The organism is Nocardia sp. NPDC060249 (genome assembly GCF_042728755.1).
In the GTDB taxonomy this organism is placed as follows: Bacteria; Actinomycetota; Actinomycetes; order Mycobacteriales; family Mycobacteriaceae; genus Nocardia.
Genome location: NZ_JBHXAQ010000006.1, coordinates 211,091 through 236,367, shown reverse-complemented (window position 1 = coordinate 236,367; position 25,277 = coordinate 211,091). Strand labels below are relative to the sequence as shown.

Sequence of the window (25,277 nt, the reverse complement as noted above, 5' to 3'; positions counted from 1 at the left end):
CGCTACAGGGCCAATCGGGCCAGCATGTCGCGGGCTTGCTCGGCGGACTTCGGATCACACAGCACGTCGTAACGCCCCGCGACCAACTGCATGGTCGAGGCGAAGTCGCGCTGGCCCTTGGTGGCCGCGTACGGGATCGAGGTGGTGATGACGCCGAAGACGATGCCGCCGAGCAGACCGACGACCAGCGGTCCGAGCGCACCGCCGGTGGTGGTGAACAGGCTCAGCAGCAGACCGAGGAACAGGCCGAGCCAGGCACCCGACACCACGCCGCCGCCGATGACCTTGCCCCAGGTGAGCCGGTAGAGCACCCGCTCGACCTGCATCAGATCGACACCGACGATGGTCACGTCCTGCACCGGGAACTGCCCGTCGGCCAGGTAGTCGACCGCGCGCTGCGCCTCCGCGTAGGTCGGGTAGGAGCCGACCGGCCAGCCCGACGGCGGCGTCGGCAACGCCTGCCGCCCGCGATTCGAGTTGCCCAAGGGATTCGTCATAGTCCTATTCTGCTATTCGTCGACCGACTGTGCCGCAGCGAAACGCGCCAGTGCACCCCAGCGGGATCAAGCGTCAGTTCTCGTCATTCCCGCGGCACGCCCCTTGTCGGCCACAACCTGAGCCATCTTGGCGCTTGCTTCGTCGATCATCTCATCCCCCAACATCACAGCGCCACGCGCGCCGCCGGCCTCGGAGGTGTGAAAGGCGTAGGTCTCCAGGATCAACTCGGCGCGGTCGTAGTCGGCCTGACGGGGACTGAAGATCTCGTTGGCCGCGTCCACCTGGCCGGGATGGAGCACCCACTTGCCGTCGAAACCCAGTGCGGCCGTTCGCCCCGCGGCCCGGCGGAAACCGTCGACATCGCGAATCTGCAGGTAGGGGCCATCGATCGCCTGCAGGCCGTGCGCGCGGGCGGCGAGCAGGATCGTCATCAGGATGTGGTGGTACGCGTCGCCGACGTCGTAGCCTTCCGGCTGCTCGCCCACCACCAGCGTGCGCATATTGATACTGGCCATGAAGTCGGCGGGCCCGAACACCAGCGTCTGCACGCGCGGGCTCGCGGTGGCGATGGCGTCGATATTGCGCAGGCCCAACGCGTTCTCGATCTGCGGTTCGATGCCGATCCGGCCGACCTCGAGGCCGCTCGCCTTCTCCACCTGGGTGAGCAACAGATCGAGAGCCCGGACCTGACCCGCGTCGGTGACCTTGGGCAGCAGGATCGCGTCGAGCCAACTGCCCGCGCCCTCGACCACGCTGATCACATCGGCGAAGGTCCATTCGGTCGACCAGTCGTTGACCCGCACCACCCGCAACTGCGAACCCCAGCCCGGCTCGTTCAGGGCGGCGACGATATTCGCGCGGGCGGCCGCCTTGGCGCCGGGGGCGACCGCGTCCTCCAGGTCGAGGAACACCTCGTCGACCGGCAGAGTTTTCGCCTTCGCGATCATTTTCGGGTTGCTACCCGGCACAGCGAGCACCGAACGACGTGGCTTCATGAGGAGTGCCTCCTGACTGGTGCGGCCGTCCCCGACCGATAGCCTGATGGTCATGGCAACCACCAGGGTGTACGTCGCCCGGCTCGCCGGCCTGACGGTGCTGGGTCCGGACGGGGAGTCTATCGGCCGGGTCCGCGATGTGGTCGTCGCCGTCCGGCACGGACGCCAGCCGCCGCGCGTGCACGGGCTCGTCGTCGAATTGCTCACCCGGCGCCGAATTTTCGTGCCGATGCTGCGGGTCACCGCGATCGAACCCGGCATGGTCACCCTCAATACCGGCACCGTGAGCCTGCGCCGGTTCGCTCAGCGGCCCGGCGAGCGCCTGGCCATGGCGCAGATTCTCGATTCACCGGTCCGGGTGAACGACCCCGATCTGCCGGATCTGGCCGATATCGACGTGCTCGTCGCCGATCTGGGGATCGAGCAGACCAGGACCAGAGACTGGATCGTCAGCCGGGTCGCGGTGCGCGGGCATCGGCGGATCGGGCGCAGGCGTTCGGTGCACGTCGTCGAGTGGTCGCAGGTCGACGGGCTCACCCCCGCCGAGGTGGACCGCCCCGGCCAGGACGTGACCACCCTGCTCACCCAGTTCGAGGGGCTGCGCGCGGCCGATGTCGCGCACCGGCTGCGCGAGCTGCCGGAGAAACGTCGCATCGAGGTGGCGATCGCCCTCGACGACGAACGCCTGGCCGACGTGGTCCAGGAACTGCCCGACGACGATCAGGTCGACCTGCTCGGCCATCTCGAGGTGCGCCGCGCCGCCGACGTCCTCGAGGCGATGGACCCCGACGACGCCGCCGACCTGCTCGGCGAGCTGCCCGAGAGCGAAGCCGAATCGCTGTTGGCCCTGATGGATCCCGAGGAATCCGAGCCGGTGCGCCGGCTGCTCGCGCACTCCCCCGACACCGCGGGCGGTCTGATGACGCCGAAACCGATCGTGCTCGGTCCCGCGACCACCGTCGCCGAGGCGCTGGCCCGGGTCCGCGACCCCGACCTCACGCCCGCGCTGGCCTCGATGGCCTTCGTCGTGCGACCGCCCACGGCCACGCCGACCGGCCGCTACCTGGGCTGTGTGCACATTCAGCAGTTGCTGCGCGAACCGCCCGCGCACCTGGTGGGCGGGATCGTCGACAGTGATCTGGCGCCGCTGTCACCGGACCTGCCGCTCTCGGCGGTGACCCGCTATTTCGCCACCTACAACCTGGTGTGCGGGCCGGTGGTCGACGCGGAGAACCACCTGCTCGGCGCGGTGACCGTCGACGACGTCCTCGATCATCTGCTGCCCGAGGATTGGCGCGAGGAAGAGCCCCCGGCGCTGCAGCAGGTCGAGGCGAGCGGGAGTACGGCATGAGTGAGAAGAATCCGGCGCGGCAACGATTGGAGACGCCGGTCGGCTCGCGCTTCCGCTTCGACTGGGATTCGGACGCTTTCGCACAGGCCAGCGAGCGCGTCGCCCGGTTCCTCGGCACCGGGCGCTACCTCGCGATCCAGACGGTGATCGTCATCGTGTGGATCCTGCTCAATGTGTTCGCGGTGGCGCTGCGCTGGGACCCGTACCCGTTCATCCTGCTCAACCTGGCCTTCTCCACCCAGGCCGCCTACGCGGCGCCGCTGATCCTGCTGGCGCAGAACCGCCAGGACAACAGGGACAAGGTCTCGCTCGAAGAGGACCGGACCCGGGCCGCGCAGACCAAGGCCGATACCGAGTTCCTCGCCCGCGAACTCGCGTCACTGCGGCTGGCGGTGGGCGAGGTCGCCACCCGCGACTACCTGCGGCGCGAACTGGAGGAGATCAAGGACGTGCTCGACCGCATCGATGCGGTCACCACGCCCGACGGCGCGCCGAAGCAGGACAAAAAGCGAAAAGCGGTCCGCAAGAAAACCTCCGGTCAAACGCCCTCTTCCGCCCCGATTTCGCCTGGTGCTCCAGATGGGTGACCGGAAATGCTCAACAACTTCCTGACCGGTAGGTAACCTGGATCACGTTGTTCCGGGTGGGCCGGAGGGGGACTCTGCGGCCCGCCGCTTTTCGACGAAAAGGGTGTGGCCGTGCGAATCTCTGCTCCGATAACGATGTCGGCCCTTGTAGTCGCAGGTCTCGTCGCCTCCGGGTCCGGGGTGCACACCAGCGACCCGAGCACCGCGCCGACCGCCCCGGAGGCCCTGCTGGCCGCCACGGCGAGCTCCGCCGAGGACACCCCCGAAACCGATCCGTCCGAGATCGTCGGCCTGCTGCCGGTCGCGCAGGAGGCGCCGCGCCGGTTGCGCGCGCTCAACGCCAACACCGCCGCGCCCTTCGCGGGAACCGTGCCACTGCACAGCATTTCGCTGCCCACCGGCAGCGGCGCGCTCGGCATCCCGGAGATCGTGCTCGCCGCCTACCGCAACGCCGAGCTGGCCATGGAATCCGCGCAGCCCGGCTGCGGGCTCACCTGGAACCTGCTCGCGGGCATCGGCCGGATCGAATCCGGGCACGCCAGCAGTGGCCGCACCGACCCCGCCGGTACCACGACGACGCCGATCTTCGGCCCCGCGCTCGACGGCACCCTGCCCGGCAACGAGGTGATCAAGGAAGCCGACGGCGGTTTCGTACGGGCCCTCGGCCCGATGCAGTTCCTGCCGAGTACCTGGGTGCACTACGCCGCCGACGGCAACGGCGACGGCGCCGCGGACCCGCACAATGTCTTCGATGCCGCGCTGGCCGCGGGCAAGTACCTCTGCTCGGGTGGCATGAACCTGCGCGAGGCGGCCCAGGAGCTGCGGGCGGTGCTGCGCTACAACAACTCGATGTCCTACGCGGCCAACGTTCTGAGCTGGTCGGCGGCGTACCGGACCGGCGGCGCGCCGAGCCAGGTGGCCATCTCGCCGGAGATCATCCCGCCGGGCAGCGGTCCGCTGGTGGCGCCCAATGTGCTGGCGGCCTCGACCAACACGCCCACACCCACCACCACGCCCACACCGTCGACACCGAAGGTCACCACGCCGACGCAGGTGATGATCACGCTGCCCGGTCTGCCGCCGATCCCGTGCGGGATCTTCTGCCCGGCGCCGGTCGCACCGCCCGAGACATGCGTGAGCGAGCCGCTGCCCGCGCGGATGCCGAACCCGCTCGCACCCGAGCAGCAGCCCGCCGACAAGCCCGCCGAGCAGACCTACGGCGCTGCGGCGCCGAAGGACCCGGCCGCGCCCGAGCAGCCGGTGGTCGAGCCCGCCGCGTGCGCCCCGGAGGCCGTCGCCCCCGCCGAGACACCCGCACCACCCACCACGCCGCAGAAGACACCGGAACCGGGTGTCGCCCCGGCCGAGGAGCCCGCGCCCGCCGAGCCCGCGCCGGTGGCGCCGACCCAGCAGCCCGGCATCACGCTGCCGTTCGGCATCGTCATCCCGCTGCCGCCCGCCCCCGCACCAGCCCCGTAGAAATCAAACCGAAACTCAGATCACGGAGGGGTAACAAAAAGGTCTCGGGTGCGGTAATCTCTTCTCATCCAACACGGTTGAGGAGGGCACCACACAGTGGGTCGTCATCGGAAACAGCCTGCTACGACGGTTCGCCGTAGCTCGCTCATCGCACTGACCGGATTGGTCCCCGCTGGATTGGTAGCCGTGACCGCGGCCGCCACCGAGGCGACCCCGGCAACCAACGCAGCTGTCGAACACGACCTGCTGCCCGGCGCCGAGCCGGAGGCCACGGCCGATCTGGTCTCCTCGCCCCAGGCCGACATCGCCGAGCTCGTCCACGCGGAAGCGCGCCAGTCGGCCTCGGCCGCGCCGGTCGTGAAAACCGTTGCCCTGCCGGACGATCGCTCGTCCGCCGATCTGCCCGCGGGTCCGCTCGGCATTCCGGGCATCGCTGTCGCCGCCTATCAGACCGCCGAAGAGCAACTGGCCGTGGAGAACCCGCACTGCGGGATGTCCTGGTCGCTGCTGGCGGGCATCGGCCGCGTCGAATCCACCCACGCCTACGGCAAGGCCGACGCGCAGGGCAATCCGATCAAGGCGGTCTACGGGCCCGTCCTCGACGGCAGCCTCTCCGGCAACAATGTCATCCACGACAGCGACGACGGCGAACTCGACGGCCTCGGCGGCTACGACCGCGCCATCGGCCCGATGCAGTTCCTGCCCGAGACCTGGCACCGCTACGCCGCCGACGGCAACGCCGACGGCATCGCCGACCCCCAGAACCTCTTCGACGCGGCCCTCACCGCGGGCCGCTACCTGTGCGACGGCGGCCTGAACATGCGCGACCTCTCCCAGCAGTCCAAGGCGATCCTGCGCTACAACAACTCGATGGCCTACGTCGCCAACGTGATGGCCTGGTCGGGTTCCTACTCCAGCGGCCTCGCCCCCAAGCCCCAGGACCTGCCCCGAATCCACTAGGGAGCGGACCCACCGGCTATCCACTGTCGTCCCCGGATCGTCGGCCGATCCGGGGACGCATAACATCGGGGGTATGTCAGTGATTACGGAAGCGGATGTGCGGGCGGCGCTCGCGAAGGTCGACGACCCGGAGATCCGCAAACCGATCACCGAGTTGGGGATGGTCAAGTCCATCGCCATCGCCGACAGCGGTGATGTGCACATCGAGGTCTACCTGACCACCTCCGGGTGCCCGTTGCGGACCGAGATCATCCAGCGGGTCACCAAGGCCGTCGCCGACGTCAACGGGGCGGGGGCGGTGACCGTCGACCTCGATGTGATGAGCGACGAGCAGCGCACCGAGCTGCGCAAGTCGCTGCGTGGCGATTCGGCCGAGCCGGTCATCCCGTTCGCCCAGCCCGGTTCGCTGACCCGCGTGTACGCGGTGGCTTCCGGTAAGGGTGGCGTCGGCAAGTCCAGCGTCACCGCCAACCTCGCCGTGGCGCTGGCTCAGCGCGGGCTGTCGGTCGGTGTGCTCGACGCCGATATCTACGGCCACTCCATCCCGCGCATGCTCGGCACCGACGCCCGCCCGACCCAGGTCGAGCGAATGATCATGCCGCCCGTCGCGCACGACGTGAAGATGATCTCGATCGCGCAGTTCACCCAGGGCAATACCCCCGTGGTGTGGCGCGGACCGATGCTGCACCGCGCGCTGCAGCAGTTCCTCGCCGACGTGTTCTGGGGCGACCTGGACGTGCTGCTGCTCGACCTGCCGCCCGGCACCGGCGACGTCGCTATCTCCATCGCCCAGCTCATCCCCAGCGCCGAGATCCTGGTCGTCACCACCCCGCAGATCGCCGCCGCCGAGGTGGCCGAACGCGCGGGCGCGATCGCCCTGCAGACCCGTCAGCGCATCGCCGGCGTCGTGGAGAACATGTCCTGGCTCGACCTGCCCGACGGTTCCCGGATGGAGCTCTACGGCTCCGGCGGTGGCCAGGTCGTCGCCGACAGCCTCACCCGCGCCGTCGGCTCGAATGTGCCCCTGCTCGGCCAGATCCCGATCGAGCAGGCCCTGCGCGAAGGCGGCGACGAGGGCCACCCGATCGTGCTCTCCGATCCGGAGAACCCCGCCGCCGTCGCCCTGCGCGGTGTCGCCGACAAGCTCGCCGTCCGCAAACGGGGCCTCGCGGGCATGTCACTGGGAATCGATACCACCCGCCATCTGTGATTCGGGGGTTGTCGGTGGCTGTGCCTAGGCTGGGGTAATGCTGACGCTGCTTCTATACGTGCTCATCGTCGGGTTGGTCGCGGCGATGCTGTTCCTCGTCGCCAGTGCGGTATTCGGGCGGTCCGAGGAGCTCGGGCCCTTGCCCGAGGGGACCACCGCTACCGTGCTGCCCGCCGACGGCGTCACGGGGGCCGATGTGCGGGCGTTGCGATTCCAGCAGGTGGTGCGCGGGTACAAGGCCGGCGAGGTCGACTGGGCGCTGGGCAGGCTGGCCGAGCGGATCGACGAGCTCGAGTTCGAGCTGGCACAGGCTCGGCAGTGGCAGGCGCAGGTGGCGGCGGGCCAGGATCGCGGGTGAGCGAGCTCGCCGGCGACGGCCTCGTGCGCTGCGACTGGTCGACGGGCTCGCAGCTGTACCGCGATTACCACGACACCGAATGGGGCCGGCCCCTGCACGGTGACGACGCCATGTTCGAACGGCTCTGCCTCGAGGCCTTCCAGTCCGGCCTGGCCTGGATCACCGTCCTGCGTAAACGCCCCGCCTTTCGCGCCGCGTTCGCCGGTTTCGAGATCGCGAAGGTCGCCGAGTTCGATGATCGGGACCGCGCGCGGCTGCTGGCCGACGCGGGCATCGTGCGCAACCGCGCCAAGATCGACGCGGTGATCAACAATGCCCGGGTTGCTCGCGACCTGCCGGTGAGCCTGGACGAGCTGCTGTGGTCGTTCGCACCCGCGCCACGCCCACGGCCCGCCTCGATCGCGAATGTGCCCGCCACCACACCCGAATCCATTGCTCTGGCAAAGGAATTGAAGCGCCGAGGGTTCGCTTTCGTCGGCCCGACGACGGCGTATGCGCTCATGCAGGCAACCGGCATGGTGGACGATCACCTGGATGTTTGCTGGGTGGGAGCGGTACCGAACGGAACCGACTCTGCAGTCACATTTCGCACTCAGGTGTCCGCCCGCGACGGCAATAGGGAAGAATAGGACCAGTGTGGCCCGCCGAACACCCGGCGAGCCCGCTGGTTGGCGACAACCGGCAGACGAGAAAACAGTGCGCAGAACCACCGCGCAGATCTGGAGGGAGCAGAGGATGGCGGCCATGAAGCCCCGTACCGGGGACGGTCCCCTCGAAGCAACCAAGGAAGGTCGTGGAATCGTCATGCGGGTTCCACTCGAGGGTGGCGGGCGTCTGGTCGTCGAACTCACACCGGACGAGGCTGCGGCGCTCGGTGACGAATTGAAGAGCGTCACCAGCTGAGTGCGCTGACCGAGGTCGCCGCACTTCTGGCCTGCCCGGAGTGCGGCGACGAGCTGCAACCGCACGATCGTGCGCTGCGATGCGGTACCGGTCACAGCTTCGACATCGCCCGCCAGGGTTATGTCGGACTGCTGACCGGCGCATCGACGAAAATGACCGGCGACACCGCCGACATGCTCGACGCCCGCGCCGCTTTCCAGGGTGCGGGCCATTTCGCCCCGATCGCCGCGGCGATCGCTCGCGCCTTCGATACCGATCCCACGGTGCTCGACATCGGCGCGGGCACGGGCTACTACCTCGCCGAGGTGCTCGACGCGCACCCCGGCGCTCTCGGCATCGCCTTGGACGTGGCCAAGCCCGCGGCCCGCCGAGCCGCCCGCGCGCACCCCCGGATGGCCTCCGTCCTGGCCGACGCCTGGCGCGGCCTGCCGGTGCGCGACGACGCCACTACCGGCGTGCTCTCGGTCTTCGCCCCGCGCAACCCCGCCGAAGTCGCCCGCGTCCTCGCACCGGGCGGACGCTTCGTCGTCGTCACGCCCACGGCTCGCCATCTGGGCGAGCTGATCGGCCCCCTCGGCATGGTCAGCGTCGACCCGGACAAAGACCGCCGCCTGGCCGACTCCCTGGCCGGCACCTTCACCCGCGCCGAGCACACCCTCGTCGAGTTCCCGATGAAGCTGTCCCGCCCCGACGTCACCCACGTCGTCGCGATGGGCCCGTCGGCCTTCCACGGCACCCCCGCCGACGATCCACGCATCGCGGCGCTACCCGAGATCACCGCAGTGACGGCCTCGGTCACCGTGTCGATCTACCTACCGATGTCCTGAGCGGCTACATCGGCGGCGGTTCGATATCGCAGGTGCCGCGCCGCCGCTGTGCCGCCTGCGCCGTGTCCGGATGATCCAGCCCCAGCGTCGCGCGATATCGACCCAGCGCATCGGCTTCGAGGCCGTCGGCTTCGGCGACCCGGCCCAGCGCCCGCAGGTCCAGCGCGTAGTTGATCGCCACCTGCAGGGTGTACGGGTGGTCGGCACCGCGCGCCTCGGTCGACCGGGCCAGCACCGCCGCGCCGATCTCCACCGCCTCGGCGTACTCGCCGAGCCCGGCCAGATCGGCCGCGACCCCGCTACCGGCCGCGAGGGTGTACGGATGGGCCGCGCCGAGGCGATCGGTGAAGATCCGCACGGCCTGCCGGTCCAGGTCGAGCGCATCGGTGACATCGCCGCCGGTGCGCAGCGCTGCCGCGAAGTTCACCGCGCAGGCGGCGGTATAGGGATGGGCGGGGCGCACGGCGGCGCACCGCTGATATGCCTCCTCGGCCAGTTCGAGCGCCTCGTCGTGCCGGTCGAGCAGTCGGCAGTCGTTGGCCAGGTTGGTGCGCGCCGCCACCGATTCGGGGTGGTCGGGCCCGTACACCGCGACGTGGTGGTCGAGGGCACGCAGCTGCAACCGGTAGCCGTCGGCGAAGCTGCCCGCCTTGCGGTAGGAGACGGCCAGGTTCTTCTCCGCCCGCAGCACGTGCTGCTGACGCGGGTCACCGAGCAGGGTGAGCATGTCGCGCACCACCTCCTCCTGGACCCGCACCGATTCGGTGTAGCGGCCGAGTTCGCGCAGATCGCGGGCGACATTGTTGCGTGAGTGCAGAGCGAAGATCTGGTCCTCGTCGTCGGGGTCGTCGCGCCGGCTCGCGTAGACGGCGCTGTCGAGCTCGAGCGCCTCGGCGAAGCGACCCATCATGCGTACCGCGACCGCGAAATTGTGCTGAGCGCGCAGGGTCTCGCGATGTTGCGGCCCGAGGACCGCGCGAACCGTCGCGTAGGAGGCCTCGTTGTAGCCCACCGATCCGGCCCAGTCCCCGGACGAGCGGAGGCAGGCCGCGATCAGGTCCGAGGCAGCGGTGTATTCCTCGGGATATCGGTCCCGATTCGGCGCCACTCCCGCCAGTGCTCGCCGCGCGATCTCGTGTGCGCGTTCCCAGCGGTCCATCTGCCACAGCACATTGCCGGTGGTGGTGCGCAGCCGGACGATCCCGATGTGGTCCGCGCCCAGATGCGGTGCCCACGCGTCGGTGGCGCGTTCGCCCAGCGCGGCCGACGCGGTGAGCTCGCTGCGGTTGCGCAACGCCTGCACGATGTGGCCGGTCATGCCGAGCAAGCCACCGCAGGAGTGCCGCGGATCGCCGAGCCGGTCGCAGGCCAGCGCGCCGCTCGGATCGAGCTGGCGCCACAGCCAGTGGTAGCGCTCCCAGTGTTCGGAGAGGTCGGGGCGGCGCGGGTCGGCGGCACACAGGATGCGATGGGCTTCGTGCCGGATGCTCTGCACGCGGCTGTCGGACAGATTGACCTGGATGCCCATGGTGATGACCGAGTGCAGCACCACCCCGGTCGCCGCGACAGCGACCGGGGTCGTCAAGGTGAGCGTGTCGGCGAGCGATTCGGTGCGGATGAGTTCGAGCAACCGTGCGCGCCGGTCCTCGTCACGCAGGCTGCGGCGGATCGTGGCCTGCCAGCCGGGATCGACGGTGTCGGCAACGGGCACACCGTCGGGCTCTGCCTCGAGCAGGACCAGCGGAATCGGCATGTTCGGCGCGAAGTAGGCGAGCAGCCGCAGCAGGTAGCCCGCGGCGCGCTCGTCGGATCCGGCGGGTGCGTCGATGAGTCGGCGCAACGAGTTGCCGAGTATCCGCTGGACCGCGCGATATTCGCGGGCATCGGCTTTGTCGAGCATGAATGTGGGTGCCGTGAAGGCCTTCTCGCGGAGGTCGGCGGCGAGACGGGCCGCGTCCTCACGGCCGCGGCGCGCCATCGTGTGCAGCAGCAGCGGACTGCCCGCCGACTCCTCCACCGCCAGTTCGATCAGGTCCTCGGCCAGTTCGGGCACGTGATAGCTGAGGAATCGGGCGCCGTCGTCGTCGGTGAACAGCGGGACCGTGACGGTGTGGGGACCCTGCCAGCGCTGAACTTTCGAGGTGAACAGAATGTGCCCGTTGCCGCCCCACGGGACGACTTCGGCCAGCGGCGCCGGCTTGGACCCCACCGCCTGCTGGTCGCCTGCCGAGTCGGGGCGCGCGTCGTCGTAGACGAGCAGGAAGCGCTGCGGCATCTCGACGAGATGCTGCACGACCAGCCGATGCGCGTCCTGGTTTCCGACGACCTGCCCGAGGCCGAGCGGCCCGGCGAGACGGACGAGATCATGGCGCAGCGTCGTCGGATTCCCCGCGTTCACCCAGGCGATCAGGTCGTACTGCGAGCGGTTCCGGTCGAGGTAGGTCTTGGCCAGTGAGGTCTTGCCCGACGCGGTGGTACCGACCAGGACCACCGCCCCGGTGGTCGCCAGTCCGGCCCGGATGGCGTCCAGTTCGCCGTAGCGCCCGTAGAACCAGCGCGGTTCGGTGAGCGACTCGGGCACCACCCTCGGCGCGCCCGCCGTCGGCCCGGGGAACCGGACCCGGTCCCCGCGCAGCGGCAGCGCGCCGGTGGCGGGCGGCAGTCCGAGCCGTGCGCGGACATGATCCTCGTCCGCGGCCAAGTCGACCAGCGGCAGGCTCGCCAGCGCCGCGGGCAGCGCCGCCGCGTCGATCCCCGTCAGGCACACCGTGACCGCGCGATCGGCGACCGCGGCGACCAGCTCGGCCCAGTTCGGCGATTCCCTGCTCCACACCCCCAGCAGTACCTCGCTGACGATGACGATCAGATCCCCCGCCGGTGGCACCACGTCGACGACGTCGATGCCCGGCACCATCCGGGTGACCGCGAGCCGGTCGATCCACTCCTGGCGCAGCCAACGTACCCACACCGAGTCCTTGGCGACGTGAACGAGCGTGCTGGGCACAGTCACTCCTTCCCCGCCGCGGCGACGGCGCGCGCATCGTCATCGACGGTCCGGCGCAGCACCGTGACGAAGGTACGCCCGATCTCGGTCAATGTGGCGGAATCCAGCAGTGTGGCACAGGCTTTCACGGTCTGCCGGTGCGCGGTATCGGCGCGCTCGGCGAGTTCGGCCGACCCGTTCGCCCTCGCGAGCCCGCGGGTGAAGCGTCCCACCGCGAGGTGCGCGTACACCCCGTGCAGTACCGCGCTGGGCGGGCGGGGCCCGGCACGCCACGGCGACGGCAGCGATACCTCGGTGTCGCAGGCGATCATCGGCACCAGTTCCAGCACGATCCCCAGCTTCGAATGCTGGAATTCGTGCAGCAATCCGGTGGCCAGGCCCATACCGTCGACCGGGGTGATCATCGCGGCCGCGCCGAAGGCATCGACCAGGGTGGAACTCACGAAGCCCGTGTTCTCGTGCGAGCGCGGCACCACGGCGCGCATGCCGTGTGCCAGCGGGTGGGCCAGTTCGGGAACGGTGTCGTCGAGTAGCTGCCGCGCGGTCTCGAAACACCCCTTCCACCAGTCATAGTCGGTGTCGGCGATCGGCATCCAGTGTGGCGCGACGACCTGATCCGGCCAGGCCGCCGGAGTGGGTGGCAGGTCGTCGAATTCGAGCGTCGATGCCCCGGAGTGCCAGGTGCGCACGGGATTCCATGTCTGCCCGCCGTCGAGTTCCAGCCTGCCGTGGTGGCCCCGGACGTGCAGGTAGGCGCCGTCGGCTCCGCTGACAGTGCCGAGGCCGGGGACGACGCCGACGCCGCCGACCACCGGAATCGGCAGCGCGAACTCGATACCGGCGCGCAGTGCGGCGGCGACAGCGAACGAGGCGGCGAACCCGATCGGGTCGGCGAACTGCCCGTGGCCGGGTGCGGCCGTGGCACAGTAGGCCGCCCACGCACCGAATCGCGGGTGCGTCAGCACGCTGTCGACCGCCGCGCGATCGGCCTGCTGGGCGCGAATGAGGGTGTCCAGCGGCGATTGTCCGGTGCCGGTCGCGCTGACCTGCGGTGCGGGGGACACCGCGGCGAAGAAGGTCAGATTTCGGCTCAGCCAAGCCCGGCGCAGCAGCGAGGCGATGCCGGGGTGATCGCGGCCGCGGGCCAGCGAGGTCAGCTGGGCGGCCGAGATGCCGAGGTAGCGGGCGGGGGCAGGCATCGGGCGATCACGCCCCCGAGTTGCTGTTGTGCCCGGCGAAGACGATCCCGGCGGCCGCGCGGCGCTCGACCGCGCGATCGATGAGTGCGGTCATCACCGGATCATCGGGTGGCGCGAGCTGTGCGAGATCGACGGCGGACAGGTCGGCGACCTGACCTACCGTCGGCGATTCGGTTCGGCGCGCGCAGCCGATGGCTGTGCTCACGCCCGCTCCGGACCGTCCGCTGAAACCCGATTCGCGCATTCCCCCCGGGTCCCCCTTCCCGCTCTTTCGTTTCCACAGTACCGATATCCGCTGGTGCGGCGGCCTGGTTCGTTCGCCACCGTTCGCCTGGCTCGGAAACAGAACCACGCCGCGCGTCACCAGGGTTGCCACGAAGACGGCCAGCACGAGCCCGACCGGCGGTACGGTGGCGCCCACCGATTCGGTGGCGAGCGCGATCGCGGTCAGCGGCACCCTGGCCGCGGCTGCGACACAGGCCGCGAGCCCGGCGACAACGAATACGGCGGGGGCTCCGACGGGCACACCGGCTTCGCTCGCGAGCCGCCACGCCAAGGCGCCGGTGAACGCGCCCGCTACCATCGCGGGCCCGAAAACACCACCGGCGCCGCCGGTATTGAGCGTCACCGCCGTCGTCACGATCTTGGCCACCGGCGCGAGGGCGAGCAGCCACAGCGGTGCGGCCAGTACCACTGTCGCCGACAGGGTCGCGCCCGCCGCCGCATACCCGGTGGACAGCGACGCGGGAACGACGATCCCGATCAACCCGACCACCGCGCCCGCCGACACCGCCACGAGTGCCATCCGACCCGGCCGCGCGGCGCGCACCGCACTGCCCGTCCGCAAGGCCGCCACATAGACCCACGCCAGCACCGCGCAGGGCAGACCGACGGCGGCGAGCACACCGGTGCTCACCGGATCCAACAGCGGCCCCAACGTCACCGTGCCGAACATCGGATGCCTGCCATGGATCGCGACGAACACCGCGAACGCGATCGGCGCGCAGACCGCCGCGGGCAGGATCATGCGCGGCGAGAGACCACGCCGCCGCAGGATCTCCGCCGCGAACAGCGCACCGCCGACCGGGGTCTGGAACAGCGCGGCCACCCCGCCGCCCATGGCACAGCCGACCAGGACGGCGGCCCAGTACTCGGGCAGCCGCGCCCACCGCGTGACGACCGCACCCGCCGAGGCGGCGATCTGCGCGACCGGCCCCTCGGTGCCCGCGGACCCGCCGGTACCGAGAGTGAGCACCGTGCCCACCAATTTGGTTGTGCCACCGCGGGCATCGAGCCCGGTCAGGTCGCGGCTGTTCACCGCCGCGATCACCCCGTCGGTGCCGTTGATCGTGCCGCGCCCGATCCGGCCGACCCACGCGGTGGCCAACAGTCCGGCGGCGACCACCGCCGGCAGCAGCCAACCACTGCCCCGCGGTATCGGCCCGGCCCAGGCCGACGCCGACATCGGCAGCGCGACAAGCTTTTCCAAGATCAGCTCGGTCGCCACGTCGAGCAGCCACTTCAGCACCGCGGCCGACAACCCCGCCGCGACAGCGACCCCGACCGCCACCACCAGCACATGCAGCGCGGTGCGGAGCCGGGGCCGTGCCGCGGCGGCTGTCACCGCGCGCCGCTCGGCCGGGCGGCGCGCAGCTGCGATATCACCTCGGCCGGTACCGGTACCGCGCTGTCCGCCAGGATCGACACCAGCGAATCCGCGTGCCGCGGTGCGAGTTTCCCGGCGCCGATCGCGGTGATCGCGGCGGCCACCGCGGCGCGGAGCGCGATCTCGAAAGCCGGATCGGTGACCGTCGCCGAGGATTCGGTGGTAGCGGCCAGGAACAGCGCGGTGACCTGCTCGGGCACCTCGGCATCCGGGTAGGCCGACACGGTCGCCGTCACCAGCTGAGCCTTGGCCAGCTCGAGCTGGATCGTGCGACGCCGCTCGTCGGAATCGGTTGTCTCCAGCGCGCTCTCGTAGAGGTCGATCGCGTCCCAGCCGAAGATCGCTTCCTCGGTCGCGAGGCAGCGCAGGATGGTCGCTTCGGCCAGCCGATCGACCAGCCGGGCATATCCCTCGTCGGCGGGGTCAGCGGATTCATAGGCGGCCCGCAGCAGCCGGGCGGCGTCGGCGAGATGGTCGAGGCCGCCGAACCGCGAATACCGTTGCACCAGTATGTCGCCCAGTGCGGCAAAGCGCGCCGGGTCGTCGGTGCCCGCTTCGCCGATCGCCAGCTTCGCCACCCCGATCGCCTCGTCGAGCGCGTCGGCACTGTCGCTGTCGGTGGCCAGCAGCGAACTCAAGGTGTCGAGCAGCGAGATCCGCGACGGGTGCCGCACGGGCACGGCGGCCAGCGCGATCCGGTGCGCCGACACCGCGGCCGCCCGGTCGCCGGATCGCACCGCCGCCGTGGCCGCCTCGATCAGCCGCTCTCCGGCGTCCACATCGACAGCCGTGTCCTCGGCCGCGTAGTGCGGAGCCAGCATGCGCAGGACCTCCGGCGACAGATAGGCGAAACCCTCGCCCGCGCCGGAATACGACAGCGTCGCCCGGAACACCACGCCCGGCACGTCGTAGTGCGCGCACAGGTGGTCGGACACGGCGGCCCGCACTCGCAGCACCTCGCTGCGCGGCATCGCCGCCCGCAGCACATCGGCCACGCCGGGCCGGAACTCGAACGCGCGACTGTCCTCCGGCACGCCGTAGGGAGCGAGGCCTGGCACGGCATCCAGGATCAACCCGCCCGCGAGCACCTCGGCCAGCACACTCGACCCGCTGCCCGGCAGCAGCACCCGCTGGACCAACCGAATGATCGGCAACCGCAAGGGAAATTGGGCGAGCCCGGCGGCGAGCCGGAACGCCTCCGGCGACGATCCGGCCCGGAAGCGGCGGACCCGTTCGACGGGATTCGCGCCGAGTTCGTCGTCTTGGCGCCTGCCCAGCGGCGGCGGCTGCGCGTGCGCCGACGGCGCACGCAGCAGCGGATACACGGCCGAGAGCCGGTCGCCCGCCAGCACCTGTGCCCAGGGCCCGAACCAGCCAGGACCGAGCTCGAGGACCGGAATCGGGTGCAGCGCGGGGTCGGTGCCCGCGACGACGCGCAGCGGCGAGGGGCGTGCCTGGATCACCGAAGCGATTCGTCCCCTCTCCCAATCCAGACCGGTCCGCCGCCACAGAAAGTTCGGCAACGGCTGCAACAGCACCACCGGCGAGAACTCGGCCAGCTCCGCCAGTTGCGCGGCACCGGTCCCGCGCGTCCACGTATCGCCGAGGCAGGCACTGAGCACGAAGACGACCCGGCGCCCCGACGGGTCACGCAGGTCGCTCAGCGGCTGTCGCGGCTCCTGCTGCGGCCGGGTGGACAACCGCAGCGCGCCGTCGGAGCGCTCGGCCATGAATCGCACGGTGAACGTGCGGAATCCCGCCGACTCCAGCAACGCCCGCGCTTCCTCGGCCAGCCTGCTCCACACGACCATCGCCGAGTTCAGATCCAGGACGAGGACCGCGTCGCGTTCGCGGCCCGGCCGCGGCCCGGTCACCGCCCACGGCCTGCCGATGCGCGCGCTGCGCTCCGCCGAGGCCACCTCGTCGAAGCTCTCCCGCCGACCGGGAATCCGCCGGGTGACGGGGCGCAGTTCGCGCAGCACCGTGCGCCATCCCGCCAGCGCCCGCGGCGCGACGAGCCGGACCGGACGATCCCCGCGCGCGGCGGCACTCGGTGCCTGCGCGGGCCGGTGCACATCCACCGGCACGCCCCGCTCCGGCGCGCGTTCGGCGGCGACGGCCGGATCATGGTGGGCGACCGCGTCGATGCGGTGTTCGGCGTACCGCCCCGATGTGGCGGGATCTGCTTGTTGCTCGGTGATGTGCGCGGCCAGCCAGAGCGCGTCGGCCATCGCGGGCGCATCGAGCTCCAGCGCGTCGACAGCCGCCACGAACTCACCCAGCTTGGACATGTTTCAGTCTCCTGGCCCGATCGGCTGCAACAGCGTGCGCGCCAGGCTCTGCCGGTCCAGCGTGGCGTCGCCACCCGCGTGGGTCAGCACATGCAACGCGGTGAGCAGGCGGTCGGCGGGCAAAGCCCCCAGATCGGCTCGCCGCTGCAGGAACGTGGCGATGATGTCGTCGTATTCACGCGGCACCTCGCTGCCGAAGTGCGAGGCGACCAGCCGTTCGAGCTGATCACGGTCGGGCTCTTCGAGTTTCAGCGTCAGGCAGCGGCGCAGGAACGCGGGTGGGAACTCGCGGTCGCCGTTGCTGGTCATCACGACGATCGGGAAGGCGTGACAGCGCACGAAGCCGTCGGTGATCGGCACCTGCCTGCCCGCGTCGTGCGCGACCACCGACACCTGCGGCCGATACGCGCGAATGCGGCGGAGTTCGTTGATCGTGTACTCGCCGTCCTCGAACACGTGCAGCAGATCGTTGGGCAGGTCGGCGTCGGCCTTGTCGATCTCATCGATGAGCAGCACCCGTGGCCTGCGGCTCGGCAGCAGCGCCGTACCGAGCGGACCGAGCGTGACGAAATCGGCGACCCCGGCCCGCGGATCACGCCACCACCGTCGCGTGAGCTGTGCTTCCTCGAAGCGGCGCATCGCGTCATAGGTGTAGAGCCCGTCACCGAGGATGCTGCGGCTGGTGATGGGCCAGTGCAGGACCGGGCCGAGCGCGAGTTCCCTGGCGATCAGATAGGCCAGCGACGACTTACCGAGCCCGGGGGCGCCGGTGACGAGCAGCGGGCGCCTGCACAGGATCGCCGCGTTGATCACGTCGAGGTCAGCGGGCCGGAGCTGATGCGCGCCGATGCCCTCGGTGCCGAGCCTGCGTTCGGTCTGCGGTACGGCGCCGGCCGGGGTGTAGTCGAGCGGCGTGCCGTCGAAGGCCCTCGCCGACATGGGTTTCGGCACTGCCTCCCACGCCTGGGGGCGCGGTTCACCCCCACCGAGAAACACGTGCCAGCTCGGTGCGTTCATCGAAATCCTCCTGACACCGCGGGCGGCCCCGCCAGCGGGTGTGGCTTCCTTCTGCTGTGCCCCGGAATGTCGAGGACATACCCGACGCGCAGCCAGAAATCATTGTCCCGCTGCGCCTTCGCCGAGCGACACTGCTCGCGCCAGACCACCGGATGCCCATCGATCCAGCCGCTGTCACCGAGCTCGGTGACGAGCCGGTCGACGAAAGGCGGACCGCCGCAATCGAGGTGACCGGGTGACCGATCCGGGCAGCTCTCGTCGCGCCAGATCAGCACGGGCAGCGCGTTGGCGCCCGCCGCGGCGAACACCGCCGGAGTCGGTGGTTCGGCGATGCCGAGCGCGTCGACGGGGACATCGAGTCCGTCGGCCTCGACGAGTGCGTGCAGCGCGCGCAGATCACCGGACCGGTCGTCGGCGCAGGCGAGCCAGGCCAGCGCCCCGCCTGCGCGCAACCGGTTCCAGCGCTGCTCGAGTTCGCGGATCTGCTCGGCCGGCTTCTCCCAGGTCGCGCTGCGCCGCAACCGCATCATGAACTGGCGGAAGGGGCGCTCATCGGGTCGCAGCCACCGGCACAGCAGGTCGGCGGTGAGGTACTCGTCGGGCAGCGCGACCACGATCTCGATCTCGGCGCCGTCGGCGTCCAGGTGCTGGAGCTGGTCGTCGAGCGCGACTTTCACGGCCGCCTTGGCCGCGGTGAAACTCGGCATCGATGTGGCCGACCGTACCCCGATGATGTCGCCGTCACCGGTGCGGCGATGAATCTCGTAGCGATGTCCCTGCTCGGAACCCGCTGGGGTACCGGGCGTTTCGTCGGGGGTGATGATGGCGAACAGGGTGATCGGCACGCCACCCGGTCGCGGCGGCTTGGGCGCGAGCCTGCCGAAGCGGTTGCGCATCGAGCGGTCGAGATTCACGAATCGCCGACCGGCCGCGCGCCGGGCGATGGCCACGATCGCCTCGCGATCCGGGTCAGCGGCCGCGCGGTTGCCGATCAGCCAGGCGCAACGCGCCAGATTGAGACCGTCGTCGCCGGGGGCCTCGATCGCCACGTACTCGGCGAGATCGCGGATCACCCGCCAATCGGTCGGCACGTCGAGGTGATTGGCGAGGATGACCTCGGTGAGCTCGGCCCGCAATTGGTCCTGGACCGCGGTGGGCAGCCCGGTGCACACACCGTTGAGGTCGATGAGCAGGCGGCGGATCGTGGCCTCGCCGCCGACGACATCCGACCAGCGCATATCGGCCCGATGGTATCGATCGTGCGAGCCGACGACCTCCCGGTACAGCCCCGGCGCGCACAGCCTGCGCAGCCCGGCGAGCAACCGCACGGCGGCGCCGCCGGTCGGATTGCGGTTGTTGTACTGCTTGACCAGCCCGATCACGCCCTGACCCGGCAGCACCACCGGGCCGCCGGACATCCCGGCGAGCAGTCGCTGGTTGCCGGTGAGCTTGAGGTAGGTGGCGCCGACCTCCCCCGCCTCATGGGTGGAGAACTCCAGTGCCGTAGCCGCCCCGAGCTCGAGGAAGCCCGCGTAGTCGGCGTTGTACGCGCACAGTTGCAGCCGAGTTCCACGGCCGATCACCGCTTCGACCATCAGCGCACAGGTCGCGTCGGCGGCGGGCGCGCCGTCGAGGCGCAGGACCGCGAGGTCGTCGAATCCGCCCACCGCGTCGGTGCTCGCGGCGACGTCCGCGCCGAAGCGCGTACCGTCACCGAATTCCACCTCGACCCGGCCACCGGCCGCGACCACCACATGCGCGCAGGTCACGACGAATTCGGGCGCGATCCGGCAGCCGGTACCGTTGGCCTTCCACTGTCCCGATTTGTTGCGGACCCAGATGACGCAGGCCGCCGCGGTCACCAAGTTGTCGACGTCGTCCATCGCCAGTCTTCCGTCAGGGTTGCGACTGCTCCGCGTCATCGTCACCGCGCAGATCCCAGTCCAGCCGGACCTTGACCGAGGTCTTCGCGCCACCGGAGGCGATCACCGCGATGATCCCGCCTGTGCCCATGGACAATTCGATGCCGAATTCGACCGACACCGAGTCGGCCGAGAGACCGGCGACGCTCGCGTGCACCGACGAGGCCACACCGCGAATGGTCGGGCCGAGGTTCTCCAGGCGGCTACCGAAACCGAGCGCGATATCGGTGACACCCGGTGTCTCGGCGTCGTCTTCCTCCCCGTCGAGCCCGTCTATCCGGGCGAACACCTCGGTGCCGTCCGGCAGTTCCAGCTGCTCGATCCTGGTCATGCTCACCCCCCATGTGTCCTGAAGACCCTGTGCGACAAGGCTACCGGCGGGCTGGGCGACTGGCTATGCGAACGGTGATGCCGACGACCTACCTGAGCACGCCGCGATACACCTCGACCGTGCGCTCGGCGATCCGCGCCCAGTCGAACTCCGCGATCGCCCGCGCCCGCCCGGCCTCGCCGTAGCGCACGGCCAGCGCCGGATCCCCGGCGACCTCGTTCACCGCGGTCGCGAGCGCCCGCTCGTAGTCTCCCGTCGCATCTGGGTCGTAGTGCACCAATCGGCCGGTGACCCCGTCGACGACCACCTCGGGAATCCCACCCACATCGGAGGCGACGACGGCGGTCGCGCTGGCCATCGCCTCCAGGTTCACGATGCCGAGCGGTTCGTACACCGACGGGCACACGAAAACCGAGGAGGCGGACAGGATCTGGCGGACCTGCTCGGCGGGCAGCATCTCCTTCACCCAGAAGACGTTGCCGCGCCGCTGCAGCAATCCGTCGACGGCGGCCGCGACCTCCACCTCGAGTTCCTTGGTATCGGCCGCGCCCGCGCACAGAACCAACTGGATGTCAGGGTCGAACCCGGCGGCTGCCGCGAGTAGATGCCCGACACCCTTCTGCCGGGTGATCCGCCCGACGAACGACACGATCGGCAGGTCGGCGCGTACGCCGAGCCGCTCCAGCACCGGCTCCTCGTCACCGGCGGGCGGGCCGGGGTGCCACACGCTCGCGTCGATACCGTTGTGCACCACATGAACTCGACCAGGATCGATCGCGGGATACGCGTCGAGCACGTCGTGACGCATGCCTTCGCTCACCGCGATCACCGCGTCGGCGTGCTCCATCGCGTTTCGCTCCGACCACGACGAGAGCCGATATCCCCCACCGAGCTGCTCGGCCTTCCACGGCCTGCGCGGTTCCAGCGAATGCGCCGTGAGCACGTGCGGAATCCCGGACAGCATGGCGGCCAGATGCCCGGCCAGCCCCGCGTACCAGGTGTGCGAATGCACCACGTCCACCCCGCCCGTGGCCGCGGCCATCCGCAATTGCGCCGACATCATCTGCAACGCGGCGTTGGCGGCGTACAGCTCCGGGTCGGGCCGGTGCACCACGGCACCGTTGCGCGGCGCGCCCATGCAGTGCACGGTGACGTCGCAGAGCTCGCGCAACCGGGCAGTGAGTTCGGTGACATGCACTCCCGCGCCGCCGTACACCTCGGGCGGATATTCCCGGGTCAGCATCGCGACTCGCAGCGCTTGCGCTGGAGTCTGCTCGCTGTCGGTGCCATCACTCACCGGTCCAAATTAGACCCTCGGGTCGACATGGGCCACCGTTCCCTCGCTGGCCCTGTACTTTGAGCAGGGTGAGGAGCCAGCCGCACGTACTCGGGATCGTGCTCGCCGGTGGCGAGGGCAAACGACTGTTTCCACTCACGGCCGACCGCGCCAAGCCCGCGGTTCCGTTCGGTGGCGCCTACCGGCTCATCGACTTCGTGTTGAGCAACCTCGTGAACGCGGGATACCTGCGCCTGTGCGTGCTCACCCAGTACAAGTCGCACTCGCTCGATCGCCACATCTCCCAGACCTGGCGGCTGTCGGGCTTCACCGGGGAGTACATCACCCCGGTGCCTGCCCAGCAGCGTCTCGGGCCGCGCTGGTACACCGGCAGCGCCGACGCGATCATGCAGTCACTCAACCTGATCTACGACGAGGATCCCGACTACATCGTGGTGTTCGGCGCCGACCACGTGTACCGGATGGATCCGGAACAGATGGTGGCCAGCCATATCGCCTCGGGCGCGGGCGTCACCGTCGCGGGGATCCGGGTGCCGAGGGCCGAGGCCAGCGCGTTCGGCTGCATCGACACCGACGAGTCCGGCCGGATCACCCAGTTCCTGGAGAAGCCCGCGCACCCGCCCGGTACCCCCGACGACCCGAACGTGACGTTCGCGTCGATGGGCAACTACGTGTTCACCACCCGCGTGCTGGTCGACGCCATCCGCGCCGACGCCGAGAACTCCGATTCCGACCACGACATGGGCGGCGACATCATCCCGAAGCTGGTCGCCGACGGCAAGGCCGCCGTCTACGACTTCGCCGACAACGATGTCCCCGGCGCCACCGAACGCGACCGCGGCTACTGGCGCGACGTCGGCACCATCGACGCCTTCTACGAGGCGCACATGGACCTGGTCTCGGTGCACCCCGTCTTCAACCTCTACAACAAGCACTGGCCGATCCGCGGCGCGGCGGAGAACCTGCCGCCGGCGAAGTTCGCGCAGGGCGGGCTCGCTCAGGAGTCCATCGTCGGGGCGGGCTCGATCCTGTCGGCGGCCACGGTCCGCAATTCGGTGCTGAGCTCGAACGTGGTGATCGAGGACGGCGCGACGGTCGACGGCAGTGTGTTGATGCCCGGTGTGCGGATCGGGCGCGGCGCGGTGGTGCGCCACGCGATCCTGGACAAGAACGTGGTGGTCGGCGAGGGCGAGATCATCGGCCTCGACCTCGACCGCGACCGGGAGCGTTTCGCGGTCAGCAACGGCGGTGTGGTGACCGTCGGCAAGGGGATCTGGGTCGGTTAGCCCCGCGAGGCGCAGAGCAGGCCGTCACCGATCGGGATCAGCACGCTGGTGAGCTCGGGGTTCTCGGCGATCGCCCTGGTCGCCGCGCGCACGGCCTGCGTCGCCGGGTCACGCTGGTCCTGATCGGGCACCCGCCCGCCGAGTAGCGCGTTGTTGAGGATGAACGCGCCACCCTCGCGCAGCAGCCGCACGCCCTGTTCGACGTAGTGGGGGTGTTCCATCGGCGCCGCGTCGATGAACACCAGGTCGTAGGAGCCATCGGCGAGTCGGGGCAGCACGTCCAGCGCGCGCCCGTTGATCAGTCGCGTGCGCGAGGGCGCGATCTCGGCGGTCCGGAACGCCTCCTTGGCTGCGCGCTGATGCTCGGGCTCGGAGTCGATCGTCGTCAGGGTCCCGTCCTCGCGCATCCCGTCGAGCAGCCACAGCCCGCTGACGCCCGCCCCGGTACCGACCTCGACCACCGAGCGCGCGCCCAGCATCTGCGCGTACATGCTCAGCAGCGCGCCGACCGCCGCGGGCACCGGCGCGGCACCCAATTCGGTGGCGCGCTCACGCGCTTCGAGCAGGACCTCGTCCTCGACGACGGACTCCTCCACATAGGCCAGGTTCCGCTCCACGTTCGATGCCACAGCTATGAGGCTAGGCCACCGGAGGGGTCTGTGTATTCAGCAAAGGGACGGATCCGGCACTGTGTCGCACAGATCCCGGACAATTGCCGAAGATTTGCGGATCGGTCACAACAGGCTCCGAACTGCTGGTTCTCCGTTGCCGGCGGGACTAGGCTCGAGTCCGACCGGAATTCTCAGGTCACACTCAGGATCTCCACACCTGACCCATATCAGGGCAGGAAATAGTTGCCCTACGCAAGGCCAGCCGATCGCGGCGGGCACGAAGCTCGGGAACAACCGCACACAGTTGCTGGTTGATTGTCGATAAGCAAGGTTCGCTGACCCGGACCGGCCAGGTTTCGTGCCAGCGGTCCCGAGTAGGAGGTGTCCCATCCCGATGGTAGACACGGCGCGTCAAGACGCCACCGACCAGACTCTGCCCGCTGATCTCATCGCGGCAGAATCCGAAGAACTCGACGCCGAACTCACCGGCACCGCCGCTTTCGACGCGACCGGCGATCGCGCCGCCATGCCGTCCTGGGACGAACTCGTCCGCGAACACGCCGACCGGGTCTATCGCCTGGCCTACCGTCTCTCCGGCGACGCCCAGGACGCCGAGGACCTCACGCAGGACACCTTCATCCGGGTCTTCCGCTCGCTGCAGAACTACCAGCCCGGCACCTTCGAGGGCTGGCTGCACCGCATCACCACCAACCTGTTCCTCGACATGGTCCGCCGCCGCAACCGCATCCGCATGGAAGCGCTGCCCGAGGACTACGACCGGGTCCCCGCCGAAGGGCCGACCCCCGAGGACGCCTACCACGACTCCCGCCTCGACCCCGACCTGCAGAAAGCGCTGGACTCGCTGGCGCCGGAGTTCCGTGCCGCCGTGGTGCTGTGTGACATCGAGGGTCTGTCCTACGAGGAGATCGGCGCCACGCTCGGGGTGAAGCTCGGCACCGTGCGCAGCCGGATCCATCGCGGGCGTCAGGCACTGCGCGAGTACCTTGCGCATAATGGAAGTGAGCAGCGGTACTCCGCTGAAGCCCCATCGGTGTGACGGGTGTTGCGACGTCACCCGGTGGCTCAGGTGATGTCGGTCGGAAGGAAGAACTCCGCATGAGTGTGGACCCCAGTGCCGCAGGTCGCCCACCGCGCTTTCAGCCCACCGAGCACTTGGCCAGTGAGGCTGTCGCGGCCTTCGTCGACGGCGAACTGCGCATGAACGCGTATCTGCGCGCCGCCCAGCATCTTTCGGTCTGCCCCGAGTGCGCCGCCGAGGTCGATGCCCAGCAGCAGGCGCGGATCGCGCTGCGCCGGGCCGCCGAGGTGGCGATTCCGCGTAGCCTGCACGACAGCCTCTCGCGCATTCCGCTGGCCGACCTCCCCGGCAACGCACCCGAACCGCAACGCCGTAACGAGGCATTTCTCGGATTCATCACCGATTCCTTCACCGCGACCCGGTGGACAACGTGGCGGCGCAAGTAG

General features: G+C 69.9%; 23 protein-coding genes. 12 read left to right on the top strand and 11 right to left on the bottom strand.

Annotated elements, in window-relative coordinates; all coding sequences use genetic code 11:
- Positions 1 to 2 precede the first annotated feature (2 nt).
- Both ACFWFP_RS22780 and ACFWFP_RS22775 read right to left on the bottom strand, forming a co-directional pair.
- A complete protein-coding gene (locus tag ACFWFP_RS22780; protein ID WP_056813349.1) occupies positions 3 to 497 on the bottom strand; it encodes a general stress protein in 495 nt (164 codons plus the stop codon).
- 66 nt (positions 498 to 563) lie between these two features.
- A complete protein-coding gene (locus ACFWFP_RS22775; RefSeq protein WP_379298073.1) occupies positions 564 to 1,493 on the bottom strand; it encodes an HpcH/HpaI aldolase/citrate lyase family protein in 930 nt (309 codons plus the stop codon).
- A gap of 52 nt (positions 1,494 to 1,545) precedes the next feature.
- On the opposite strand from ACFWFP_RS22775, the gene ACFWFP_RS22770 reads away from it, so the two are divergent.
- The 9 genes from ACFWFP_RS22770 to ACFWFP_RS22730 all read left to right on the top strand — a co-directional run bounded on the left by ACFWFP_RS22770 (position 1,546) and on the right by ACFWFP_RS22730 (position 9,168).
- On the top strand, positions 1,546 to 2,844 hold the full coding sequence (locus tag ACFWFP_RS22770; RefSeq protein ID WP_379298071.1) for a magnesium transporter MgtE N-terminal domain-containing protein: 1,299 nt from the start codon (positions 1,546 to 1,548) through the stop codon (positions 2,842 to 2,844).
- On the top strand, positions 2,841 to 3,431 hold the full coding sequence (locus ACFWFP_RS22765; RefSeq protein ID WP_379298069.1) for a DUF1003 domain-containing protein: 591 nt from the start codon (positions 2,841 to 2,843) through the stop codon (positions 3,429 to 3,431). The genes ACFWFP_RS22770 and ACFWFP_RS22765 overlap by 4 nt, the downstream gene beginning before the upstream one ends.
- A 111-nt stretch (positions 3,432 to 3,542) precedes the next feature.
- Positions 3,543 to 4,910: a lytic murein transglycosylase gene (locus tag ACFWFP_RS22760; RefSeq protein ID WP_379298067.1), complete on the top strand. Its 1,368-nt coding sequence runs from the start codon at positions 3,543 to 3,545 to the stop codon at positions 4,908 to 4,910.
- Positions 4,911 to 5,006: 96 nt separating this feature from the next.
- The gene (locus tag ACFWFP_RS22755; RefSeq protein ID WP_379298065.1) at positions 5,007 to 5,870 is read left to right on the top strand and encodes a lytic transglycosylase domain-containing protein; all 864 of its coding nucleotides are present in this window, start codon (positions 5,007 to 5,009) and stop codon (positions 5,868 to 5,870) included.
- A gap of 73 nt (positions 5,871 to 5,943) precedes the next feature.
- Positions 5,944 to 7,080, top strand: coding sequence for an Mrp/NBP35 family ATP-binding protein (locus ACFWFP_RS22750; RefSeq protein ID WP_379298063.1), 1,137 nt, complete (start codon positions 5,944 to 5,946; stop codon positions 7,078 to 7,080).
- A gap of 37 nt (positions 7,081 to 7,117) precedes the next feature.
- Positions 7,118 to 7,438, top strand: coding sequence for a DivIVA domain-containing protein (locus ACFWFP_RS22745; protein ID WP_378638270.1), 321 nt, complete (start codon positions 7,118 to 7,120; stop codon positions 7,436 to 7,438).
- Entirely contained in the window at positions 7,435 to 8,067 is a 633-nt protein-coding gene (locus tag ACFWFP_RS22740; protein ID WP_379298061.1) for a DNA-3-methyladenine glycosylase I, read from the top strand. The genes ACFWFP_RS22745 and ACFWFP_RS22740 overlap by 4 nt, the downstream gene beginning before the upstream one ends.
- A 106-nt stretch (positions 8,068 to 8,173) precedes the next feature.
- On the top strand, positions 8,174 to 8,341 hold the full coding sequence (locus ACFWFP_RS22735; protein ID WP_011211259.1) for a DUF3117 domain-containing protein: 168 nt from the start codon (positions 8,174 to 8,176) through the stop codon (positions 8,339 to 8,341).
- Positions 8,338 to 9,168 (top strand): putative RNA methyltransferase, encoded by an 831-nt coding sequence (locus ACFWFP_RS22730; RefSeq protein ID WP_379298360.1) that lies wholly within the window; start codon positions 8,338 to 8,340, stop codon positions 9,166 to 9,168. The genes ACFWFP_RS22735 and ACFWFP_RS22730 overlap by 4 nt, the downstream gene beginning before the upstream one ends.
- Positions 9,169 to 9,172: 4 nt before the next feature.
- Here ACFWFP_RS22730 and fxsT read toward each other — a convergent pair whose 3' ends face one another.
- From fxsT to glgA, 8 genes are all read right to left on the bottom strand, one after another.
- Positions 9,173 to 12,172 (bottom strand): FxSxx-COOH system tetratricopeptide repeat protein, encoded by a 3,000-nt coding sequence (gene fxsT, locus ACFWFP_RS22725; protein ID WP_379298060.1) that lies wholly within the window; start codon positions 12,170 to 12,172, stop codon positions 9,173 to 9,175.
- Positions 12,173 to 12,174: 2 nt separating this feature from the next.
- The gene (locus ACFWFP_RS22720; protein WP_379298058.1) at positions 12,175 to 13,371 is read right to left on the bottom strand and encodes an aKG-HExxH-type peptide beta-hydroxylase; all 1,197 of its coding nucleotides are present in this window, start codon (positions 13,369 to 13,371) and stop codon (positions 12,175 to 12,177) included.
- Positions 13,372 to 13,378: 7 nt separating this feature from the next.
- A complete protein-coding gene (locus tag ACFWFP_RS22715) occupies positions 13,379 to 14,995 on the bottom strand; it encodes a chloride channel protein (RefSeq protein ID WP_379298056.1) in 1,617 nt (538 codons plus the stop codon).
- Positions 14,992 to 17,328 (bottom strand): SAV_2336 N-terminal domain-related protein, encoded by a 2,337-nt coding sequence (locus tag ACFWFP_RS22710; protein ID WP_379298054.1) that lies wholly within the window; start codon positions 17,326 to 17,328, stop codon positions 14,992 to 14,994. The genes ACFWFP_RS22715 and ACFWFP_RS22710 overlap by 4 nt, the downstream gene beginning before the upstream one ends.
- Before the next feature lie 3 nt (positions 17,329 to 17,331).
- Positions 17,332 to 18,345, bottom strand: coding sequence for an AAA family ATPase (locus ACFWFP_RS22705; RefSeq protein WP_379298052.1), 1,014 nt, complete (start codon positions 18,343 to 18,345; stop codon positions 17,332 to 17,334).
- Complete coding sequence (locus ACFWFP_RS22700) at positions 18,342 to 20,228, bottom strand: serine protease (protein ID WP_379298050.1); 1,887 nt, start codon at positions 20,226 to 20,228, stop codon at positions 18,342 to 18,344. The genes ACFWFP_RS22705 and ACFWFP_RS22700 overlap by 4 nt, the downstream gene beginning before the upstream one ends.
- Positions 20,229 to 20,241: 13 nt before the next feature.
- Positions 20,242 to 20,598 carry a CU044_2847 family protein gene (locus tag ACFWFP_RS22695; protein WP_379298048.1) on the bottom strand — a complete coding sequence of 119 codons (357 nt, stop codon included), beginning with the start codon at positions 20,596 to 20,598 and terminating at the stop codon, positions 20,242 to 20,244.
- 88 nt (positions 20,599 to 20,686) lie between these two features.
- Entirely contained in the window at positions 20,687 to 21,853 is a 1,167-nt protein-coding gene (gene glgA, locus ACFWFP_RS22690; protein ID WP_379298359.1) for a glycogen synthase, read from the bottom strand.
- 110 nt (positions 21,854 to 21,963) lie between these two features.
- Here glgA and glgC point away from each other — a divergent pair, with 110 nt between their 5' ends.
- Entirely contained in the window at positions 21,964 to 23,181 is a 1,218-nt protein-coding gene (glgC, locus tag ACFWFP_RS22685; protein ID WP_379298046.1) for a glucose-1-phosphate adenylyltransferase, read from the top strand.
- On the opposite strand, the gene ACFWFP_RS22680 is transcribed toward glgC, so the two are convergent.
- A complete protein-coding gene (locus ACFWFP_RS22680; protein ID WP_379298044.1) occupies positions 23,178 to 23,810 on the bottom strand; it encodes an O-methyltransferase in 633 nt (210 codons plus the stop codon). The two genes, glgC and ACFWFP_RS22680, sit on opposite strands and share 4 nt — an antisense overlap.
- Positions 23,811 to 24,186: 376 nt before the next feature.
- Between ACFWFP_RS22680 and sigE the strand changes: the two genes are divergently transcribed.
- On the top strand, positions 24,187 to 24,849 hold the full coding sequence (sigE, locus tag ACFWFP_RS22675; RefSeq protein WP_379298042.1) for an RNA polymerase sigma factor SigE: 663 nt from the start codon (positions 24,187 to 24,189) through the stop codon (positions 24,847 to 24,849).
- Positions 24,850 to 24,908: 59 nt separating this feature from the next.
- Complete coding sequence (locus tag ACFWFP_RS22670; protein WP_378940531.1) at positions 24,909 to 25,277, top strand: hypothetical protein; 369 nt, start codon at positions 24,909 to 24,911, stop codon at positions 25,275 to 25,277.